The 8,709-nt window shown below is 71.0% G+C and carries 8 protein-coding genes and 1 pseudogene; 6 read left to right on the top strand and 3 right to left on the bottom strand.

The annotated features are described in order from the left end of the window. The 6 genes and pseudogenes from D7W79_RS34260 to D7W79_RS34235 form a co-directional block, all read left to right on the top strand. Window positions 1-776: pseudogene (locus tag D7W79_RS34260) on the top strand (M56 family metallopeptidase); the annotation flags it as partial. Between the two features lie 86 nt (window positions 777-862). Then, window positions 863-2,578 (top strand): aldehyde dehydrogenase family protein, encoded by a 1,716-nt coding sequence (locus D7W79_RS34255; RefSeq protein ID WP_120529540.1) that lies wholly within the window; start codon window positions 863-865, stop codon window positions 2,576-2,578. Window positions 2,579-2,629: 51 nt separating this feature from the next. Further along, the gene (locus tag D7W79_RS34250) at window positions 2,630-3,802 is read left to right on the top strand and encodes a tetratricopeptide repeat protein (RefSeq protein WP_120529539.1); all 1,173 of its coding nucleotides are present in this window, start codon (window positions 2,630-2,632) and stop codon (window positions 3,800-3,802) included. A gap of 76 nt (window positions 3,803-3,878) precedes the next feature. After that, window positions 3,879-4,430, top strand: a complete 552-nt coding sequence (locus D7W79_RS34245) for a hypothetical protein (RefSeq protein WP_120529538.1) — start codon at window positions 3,879-3,881, stop codon at window positions 4,428-4,430. Between the two features lie 140 nt (window positions 4,431-4,570). Next, window positions 4,571-4,966 carry a hypothetical protein gene (locus D7W79_RS34240; protein ID WP_147442184.1) on the top strand — a complete coding sequence of 132 codons (396 nt, stop codon included), beginning with the start codon at window positions 4,571-4,573 and terminating at the stop codon, window positions 4,964-4,966. Between the two features lie 6 nt (window positions 4,967-4,972). Beyond that, window positions 4,973-5,392 (top strand): hypothetical protein, encoded by a 420-nt coding sequence (locus tag D7W79_RS34235; protein WP_120529536.1) that lies wholly within the window; start codon window positions 4,973-4,975, stop codon window positions 5,390-5,392. 13 nt (window positions 5,393-5,405) lie between these two features. Here D7W79_RS34235 and D7W79_RS34230 read toward each other — a convergent pair whose 3' ends face one another. The 3 genes from D7W79_RS34230 to D7W79_RS34220 all read right to left on the bottom strand — a co-directional run. Further along, complete coding sequence (locus D7W79_RS34230) at window positions 5,406-6,467, bottom strand: SDR family oxidoreductase (RefSeq protein ID WP_120529535.1); 1,062 nt, start codon at window positions 6,465-6,467, stop codon at window positions 5,406-5,408. Window positions 6,468-6,499: 32 nt separating this feature from the next. Further along, complete coding sequence (locus D7W79_RS34225; protein WP_120529534.1) at window positions 6,500-7,636, bottom strand: cyclic nucleotide-binding domain-containing protein; 1,137 nt, start codon at window positions 7,634-7,636, stop codon at window positions 6,500-6,502. Then, window positions 7,633-8,709, bottom strand: a 1,077-nt coding sequence (locus D7W79_RS34220; protein WP_120529533.1) for a cation:proton antiporter domain-containing protein, incomplete at its 5' end; no start/stop codon positions are given. The genes D7W79_RS34225 and D7W79_RS34220, both read right to left, overlap by 4 nt.

The raw sequence follows: 8,709 nt of genomic DNA, 5'->3' as shown, positions 1-8,709 counted from the left end.
CTCCGATGCCTCCCGCGCCGCCGGCCGGTAGCCCGCGTGCTCCGATGCCCCCCATGCTCGCGGCCGCGCCGCGTCCCCCCGCGCCTCCCGCCCCTCCGGACATGGACCTCGAGGACGACGACACCTTCGCGTACATCTCCGACGGCCGCACGATGATGGCCGGCTCCTCGGACGACCTCTACATGGCGCGCGCCTTCAAGCAGAAGGGCAAGGACCTGCTCTTCGTGCGCCGCGACGGCAAGCCCCTGCTGATCCGCGACGCCAAGACGCTGGAGCAGGTGCGCAAGCTGATGGAGGACGCCGGCAAGCTGGGGGACGCGCAGGGCGCGCTCGGTGAGAAGCAGGCGGCCCTGGGCGCGCAGCAGGCCGCGCTGGGCCAGAAGCAGGCGGAGCTGGCCTACCCCATGGCTCAGATTGCCGCGAAGCACGCCGCCATCGCCGCGAAGCGCGCGGAGATCGGCCTGGAGCGCGCCCGCCTCCAGAACCAGGAGGACAGCCCCGAGCGCGACCGCAAGGAGGCGGAGCTCGACAAGCGCGACGAGTCCTTCGACCAGGAGCTGGAGGGCCTCGACAAGCAGCAGGAGGAGCTCAGCCAGAAGATGGAAGCCCTGGGCGAGGAGCAGGAGAAGCTGGGCGAGCAGCAGGGGAAGCTCGGCGAGGAGCAGGGCAAGCTGGGCGAGCAGCAGGCGGCCCAGAGCCGCGAGCAGATGAAGAAGGTGATGAGCGTCATCGACGACGCCATCCGCAAGGGCCTGGCCGAGCCTCTGCCCTCCTGAGGACGGAGGGCGCGGCCCCTCGGTGACGGCGCACGCGGGGGTTCCCTATACCGGGACCCGGTGTGAAGCCTGTCTCGGAGGTCGCCATGTCCGCCGCCGTCCCGCAGTCCACGTCACGCACCACCATCGACATCCTGGTGCGCCGGGTCCGTCAGGGCTCGAGCGCGTGGGTGAAGCTTGCCCTGACGGAGCGCATCCGGCTCCTGGAGGACCTGCGCCAAGCGTACGTCGCCATCGCGGAGCCCAGCGTGCGGGCGGCCTGCGAGGCGAAGGGCATCGACCCCGGCGGTCCACTCGCGGGTGAGGAGTGGCTCGCCGGGCCCATGGTGGTGGTGCGCAACCTGCGCCTGCTCTCGGAGGCGCTGAAGGACATCCAGAAGCACGGCGTGCCCGTCATCCCCCGCCAGCACCTGCGCACGCTGGAGGACGGCCGGCTCGCCGCACGGCTGTTCCCCAAGGACCGGCTGGAGGGGATGCTGCTGCCCGGCACCACGGGCGAGGTCTACTTCCAGCCCGGCGTCACCGCGGACAACCTGCGCGACCACCAGGCGTCCTTCTACAAGAAGCCCCACAAGGGCCGCGTCTGCGCGGTGCTGGGCGGCGGCAACGTCAACTCCATCCCGCCGCTGGACTGCCTCTACAAGCTCTTCGTCGAGGGCACCGTCTGCGTGCTCAAGATGAACCCCGTCAACGCGTACCTGGGCCCGTTCCTGGAGCAGGCCTTCGCGCCGCTCGTCGCGCGCGACGCGCTGGCCATCATGTACGGCGGCGCGGAGGAGGGCGCGCAGCTGGTCCACCACGACGCGGTGGACGAGGTGCACATCACCGGCAGCGACAAGACCCACGACGCGCTGGTGTGGGGTCCGCCCGGCCCGGAGTCCGACGAGCGCCGCCGCAAGAATGAACCGCTGCTCGCCAAGCGCGTCTCCAGCGAGCTGGGCAACATCTCCCCCGTGGTGGTGGTGCCGGGCCCGTATTCCGACGGCGAGCTGCGCTTCCAGGCGGACGACATCGCCGGCATGGTGTCCAACAACGCGTCCTTCAACTGCAACGCGGCGAAGCTGCTGGTGCAGCCGAAGGACTGGCTCAAGCGCGGCATGCTGGTGGACCGCATCCAGGCCAGCCTGGGCCAGGCGCCCGTGCGCCGCGCGTACTACCCGGGCGCGCAGGAGCGCTGGCACCAGTTCACGGACGCGCGAGCGAACCTGCGGCTCGTGGGCAACCCCGGTGAGGGCGACCTGGCCTACGCGCTGATTCCGGACGTGGACCCCGCGAAGACGGACGACCGCGTGTTCCGCCACGAGCCCTGGTGCACGGTGCTGTCGGAGACGGGCCTGCCGGGCTCCGACGAACCGGTGGCCTTCCTGGAGGCCGCGGTCGCGTTCCTCAACGAGAAGGTGTGGGGCACCCTCAACGCGATGCTCATCGTCCACCCGAAGACGATGCGGGACCCCCGCGTGCGCACGGCGGTGGAGAAGGCGATCCGGGAGCTGCGCTACGGCACGGTCGCCCTCAACACCTGGCCCGCCGCGGGCTACGCGCTGGGCAGCCTGCCCTGGGGTGGCCATCCGTCCGCGTCGTCACGCGACATCCAGAGCGGGCAGGGCTGGGTGCACAACACGTCCATGCTGGAGTCCGTCGAGAAGGCCGTCCTGCGCGCCCCCATCACGTCCCTGTTCCCGCCCCCGTGGGTGCCAGGTCACAAGAGCATGGCGACGCTGTCCCGCCGGTTGATGGAATTCGAGCAGTCCCCGTCCTGGTGGAAGCTGCCCGGTGTCGCCCTGGCCGCGCTGCGCCGGTAGGGGCAGGCGGGGAGGCGGGGTTTCTGGAGGCTCGTGGTAGGTAGGGGGACCATGGCATCCAGGTACGCGCAAGAGGGTGGGCAGTTGCTGCAGCAGGGCCAGCCCGCGGAGGCGGTGAAGCGCTTCCAGAAGGGCCTCTCCATCGACCCGAAGGACGTGGACTGTCTGATGGGCCTGGTGCGCACCCACCTGAGCACCGGCGCCGCGAAGGACGCGGAAGGCGCCGTGACGCGCCTGTTGCAGGTGCAGCCGGACAACACGGAGGCGCAGGCCCACCTGGCCATGCTCAAGGCGCAGGCCGGGGACCCGGTGGCGCTGGTGACGCTCAAGGCGCTGGCCGCCGCGCCCACCGCCGGCTACTTCGAGCGCTTCAACCTGGGCACGCTGCTGGCCGAGCGCGGCGACCTGGAGGGCGCGAAGGCCGCCTTCGAGGCCGCGCAGGTGGTGGCGCCCCACAGCGTCTACCCGCACTTCGAGCTGGGCCGCATCGCGGTGCAGCGCAAGGACCCGGCGGCGGCCGCCGTGCACTTCCAGCAGGCCGCGTCGCTGGCGCCCCAGGAGGCCCTGCCCCACCTGATGCTGTCGCGCGCGCATGCGGCGAACGGCGCCATCGGCGCGGCCATCGCCGCGGCCACGCGGGCCCTGGAGCATGCGCAGGGCCGCACGCGCGTGGCGGTGTTGCAGGACCTCTTCCGGCTCTACCTCCAGGCCAACAGCAAGGACGCGGCCCGCCGCACCATCCTGGAGCTGCGCGAGCTGGACCCCGAGCAGGTCCGCTACGTCCACCTGCACGGCCTGGCCTGCATGCTGGCCGGGGAGCTGGCGGAGGCGAAGGCCCTCTTCGGTGAGGCCCTCCAGCGCGCCCCGAACCAGTGGGACATCCGCCACTCGCTGGCGCAGGCGCACGAGGCGCTGGGCGAGCGCGCCGAGGCCCGCAAGCTGCTGGAGGAGACCGTGGCGGTGGTCCCGCACGAGCCCGGCCCCACCAACGACCTGGTGCGCCTGTTGATGGGCGACCAGGACCACGCGCGGGCCCGCGTGCTGCTGGAGCGGGTGCTGGAGGCGAACCCCCAGGACGCGCTCACGCACCTGAACCTGGCGCGCGCCACCCAGCCGTTCGACCGGGCGGAAGCCACCCGGCACGCCAGGCAGGCGCAGGCGCTGGGCGCGGACGCCACCGTGAAGGACGAGGCGGCGCAGCTCCTCACCGAACTGGGCGGCTGACGCACCCCGTCTTCCCCCGCTCCAGGCCCGTGCCTACCTTCAGGCCCGGTCCCATCAGGGGGCAGGGGGGCGGCGCATGCGCAAGGCGGAGCAGGCACTCATCGAGCAGCTCGAAGCGCGCTTCCGCGAAGTGACGCGGCTGCTCTACACCACGTCCATCCCCGCGTCGGTGCTGGAAGCGGAGCTGATGCCGATGATGGCGGAGGACGTCACCTTCACCGACCCCTGGCAGAAGGGCGGCGGCAAGGAGACGTACCGCAAGGGCGCGGCGGGCTTCCACTGCATGTTCCGCTTCGACTTCGACATCTTCCAGCTCAACGTCCAGCTGGAGCCGGACGGCAAGAGCGGGCGGGCCATCGTGGACGGGGTGATGAACCTCAAGCAGTTCGCGTGGCTCTACACGTACCCACTGCGCACGATCCTCGTCTACGACTTCACGCTCCAGCGCGGCGAGGGCGGCGGAGAGGTGCTGCCGCTCATCCACGCGCACGAGGAGATGTGGAGCTTCGGCGACATGATCGCCAACGTGCCCGGCGTGGGGGCGCTCTACAACCGCTTCCGCAACGCCTTCAGCGTGGGCTTCCTGGCGGCGTCCGCGGTGTGCGGGCGCCTCAAGAAGTCCACCTGAGCACGCGACAGGGCACGGGCGTCATGCCCTGACACGTCTGTCAGGGATTGAGGCGTGCTTCGCCCGGGGCGGCCGTCTGTCGGCTGGTGGGCACGGGTGTTGCTCTGGGGCGCCGGGTCCACTGCTCCCGGAGGCCCCGCGTGCGTCGCTGGCTCTTGCTGCTACTCCCCCTCCTTGCTGGCTGTGAGCCCGGGCTGGAGGCGGCCGGCGTGTTGGATGCCACGGCGACGCGGCTCGAGGACGACCGCGTCTCCGTCGAGGTCACGCTGGCCTGCGGCCTCGTCTACGGCATGGCGCGGTCGCAAGGCTGTGACGCGGATGGCGAGCGCGTCTGCGTCTCCGCGGAGTGGTACGCGGCCGACGACACGGCCTTCGCCCATCCGCTGCACCGGGCGGAGTCCTGCCAGAGGGTCCCCGACATCATCGGCACCCGGGTGACGGTCACCACGCCGGAGGCCGTGGACCGTGACCCCGGGCTGCGCATCCTCGTCAGCGCGGATCCCCGCGTGATGAACGTCGTCCTCGCCAACCCCTGAGGCCCCATGAATCCGACCTTCTTCATCGTGGCCCTCGCGGGCCTGCTGACGGCCTGCGGGCCGCGTTGGGACGCCGTGGGCGTGCGCGCCGCTTCCGCCACCCGTGACGCGGACGACCACGTCACCGTGACGGCCGTCTTGACCTGCGTGCCCGCGAACGGCTCGGAGCCCGACGGCTGTGACGAGGACGGGGAGTCCCTGTGCATCGAACTCGTCGGGTACCCGACCCCGGACGTCCGGGACGAGGGGGGCTTCAACGGGAGCGCCTGGCGCACCTCCGAGTGTGTGAAACCCAAGCACTGGGAGGGGACGACCGTGGTGTTGCGCTCACCGGAGCCCGTGCCGCGCGACGTGCCCTGGACCCTGGAGCTGGGACGGACCCTCATCGGTGGAGAGGGCCCGCGCGTCTTCCTCGCGAGCCCCTGACGCACCCGGCGCTTCAGGCGGGGATGAGCTTCTCCGCCTGGAGCTGACGCATCAGCGCGACCATGGCGTCCGTGCTGTCCAGGTGCATCTCCTGGAAGCCGAAGCGGCGGGCCTTGTTCACGTCGAAGAACGCGTCGTTCTCCACGCCGAAGATGAAGTCGCCGAAGGCCCAGTTGGCCAGCTTCTTCAGACCGTGCGGCTGGAGGCCATGGCGCTGCGTGAGCGCCTCCCAGACGGGGGACTTGTCCTTCATCGCCTCCGTCAGGGAGAAGGGCTGCGGGTCCGCGCAGGGGATGCCGAACGCGTCCGCGATGCGCGGGAAGACCTGGCTCCAGCGGAAGACGTCGCCGTTGGTGATGTTGAAGATTTCGCCCGCGCAAGCCTCGTTGAGGGCGGACCACTCCATGGCCTTGGCGAGCACCGTGGCATCCGTCACGTTGGCCAGGATGGAGTAAGCGCGAGGCGTGGACGGAAAGCGCAGGGGAACGCGCAGCGTCTTGCACAGTGACGCATACACGCCGATGAGGTTGCCCAGGTTCATGGGGTTGCCCACGGCGAGCCCCATCATCATGTCGGGCCGCAGGGCGGTCCAGGTCCAGCGCCGGCCCTGGGACGCATCGCGCAGGTAGTCCTCCTGGTCGTAGTAGAAGTTCGGCGGGAAGTGGCGCGGGTCGGTCTCCTTGGCGGGCGTCTTGTAGAGGCCGAACTGCGCGCCGTATGCCTTGCCGCCCTGGATGAAGGACACGTGGCGGAAGCCCGGCGCGTGCTTCTCCACCGCCTCCACGACGTTGCGCAGCAGCGACACGTTGATGCGGCTGAGGTCCGCAGGGTCCGGATGCTCCTGGTACGCGGCGAAGAAGACGTGCGTGACATCGCGCAGCCACTCCGCCGCGCTGGCCAGCGAGTCCGGAGACTGGAGGTCCAGCGACTTCACCTCCGCGCGCGTGGCGAAGTCCGGCGCGCGGCGCGACACGGCCTTCACCTTCCAGTCCGGCCGGGTGTCCAGGTACGTGAGGAGGTTGCGGCCGATGATGCCGGTGGCGCCCAGCACCAGCGCGGTGTGCTTCGTCGTCATGGGAAAGTCCCTTGAGGGAAAGGTGTCTGTCTTCAGCGGCCGAACAGCCCGCGCCGCTTCGCCGGCTGTGCCTGGCCACCCAGCCGTGACAGCCGCTGGCCCAGGATGCGGCTCATCTCCAGCGCGACGGCCGGATTCGCCATCATCACGCCGCGGAAGTCGTCGCGGCCCACCGCGGCCAGTTCGCACGGCGTGGCGGTGACGGCGGTGGCGTTGCGCGGCTCGCCCGTGAGCAGGGCCAGCTCTCCGAAGAAGCCGCCCTGCTTCACCGTGGCCATCGTCTGCCGGGCGGCGTCCTTCATCGCCACTTCGCCGGAGATGACCACGTAGAACGTCTCGCCCGCGTCGCCCTGGCGGAACAGCTCCGTGCCCGCGGGCGTCTGGAGCAGCTCCGCGCCGCGCGCCACCGCCTCCAGCTCGTCCTCACTCAGGGGCGCCAGGAAGTCCAGCTTGCGCAAGGTCTGCGCCAACGACGACGCCAGGCCCGCGCCCAGCGGCGGCTCCGACGTGAGGAACTCCACCGCCTGCGCCACCTGCGTGCGCCGCGCCACGAGGATGACGTTGTGCCCGGCCTTCAGCTGCGTGTTGCCCTCCGGCAGCGCGGTGTGGCCCTGCGGGTCCACCAGCGCGATGAAGATGCACTCGCGCGGGAAGCCCTCCATGCCGCGCACCTGCGCCACCGTCTGCCCCGCCACCCGGGCGCGCACGGGGATGGCCAATTCGAACAGCAGCGCGTCACCGCTGCTGAGCGGCAGCGACCCGGACACCTGCGGGAAGTCGATGGCGGTGGTCATCTTCGAGACCACGACGTCCGCTTCGGCGACCAGCTCCTTCACGCCCGCCAGCCGGTACGCGTCGCGGTAGTTCGTGTCCAGCATGCGCACCATCAGGCGCGCGCTGGACACCGCGCGCACCAGCATGGTGAACGCCAGGTTCGCCGGGTCGTGCGCCAGCACCGCCGCCGCCACGTCCGCCGTCCCGATGCCCGCCGCCTCCAGCACGCGCGGGTTGGTGGCGTCCCCGCACACCGTCACCACGCCCACCTCCTCGAAGAGGCGCGCGCAGATGGTGGCGTCGCGTTCAATCACGGTCACCGTGTGCTGCTCCGACACGAGCCGCGCCGCCAGCGCGCCGCCCACCCGTCCTCCCCCCGCGATGACGATCTTCATGACGCCTTGTGCTCCTTGCTGTCCTTGCTCGCGTGCCCGCCGTGCAACACCTTCTCCAGGTCCAACATCCGCGCGTCCAGGTGCGCCAGCATCTCCTCCGCCGTCGCCTCCGGAATCAGCCCGTTGCGCCGCGCGCCCTGTAGGGCCGTGCGCTCCGCGTCGATGAGCCGCCTGCGCATGCTCAAGAGGTCCTTCGCCCCTTCCGCCAGGTGCTGCTCGCTGATGCGCCGCAGCTCCCGCTCCGCCCGGGCGATGTTCACCTGGTACTCGCTGCGCAGGTGCTCGTAGGCCGCGCGCGGCAAGAGGCCCTGCGTGTGCAACGCATCCAGCTCCACGTGCGCCGCGCGGCTGGCGATGAGCTTCCCGCGCTGCTCCGCCATCTCCAGCGCCACCGCGTCCTGCTGGAACAGCCCCAGCGCCTTGAGCGCGCTCGTGAGCATCAGCCCCTGGCCCACCATGGACACCAGCGTGACGCCGAACGCGATGGAGACGATCTGTTCGCGCGCGGGCGTGGACTCCGGAAGGCCCAGCGCCAGACCGATGGACAGCGCGCCCTTGATGTTGCCCACCAGGAACACGTGCTGCCAGCGGAGCGGGATGGTCTCCGCGGGCTTGAACAGCCGCAAGAGCAGGAAGGGCAGGTAGATGGCCACCGCGCGCCCCAGCACCACCGCCACCACTGCCATGCCCACGCCCGGCAGGTGCCCCTGGAGCGCCTCCGGCCGCGTGTCCAGGCCCACGGAGAGGAAGAGGAACGTGTTGACGCCGAAGGTGGCGTACTCCCAGAAGGAGTGGATGGCCACCTGGCTCTGCGGTGCCACCTCCCGCCGCAGCGTGACGCCCACTGCCAGCCCCGCCACCACCGCGGAGATGGCGCCCGACAGGTGCACCTCTTCCGCCAGCACGTAGGACGCCAGCGCCACCGCCGTCGTCACCATGATCTCCGCGAGCGGATCCTCCGCGCGTCGGATGATGAAGCCGCCCAGCAGGCCCAGCGCCAGCCCCACCACCGCGCCGCCCACCGACGCGAGCAGCACATGGCCGCCCAGCGAGCCCAGGGACGGCGCCGCCCC

Source organism: Corallococcus exercitus, assembly GCF_003611585.1.
GTDB classification, from domain to species: Bacteria; Myxococcota; Myxococcia; order Myxococcales; family Myxococcaceae; genus Corallococcus; species Corallococcus exercitus.
The sequence above is the reverse complement of the archived record's forward strand: the minus strand, read 5'-3'. Positions and strand labels throughout refer to the sequence as shown.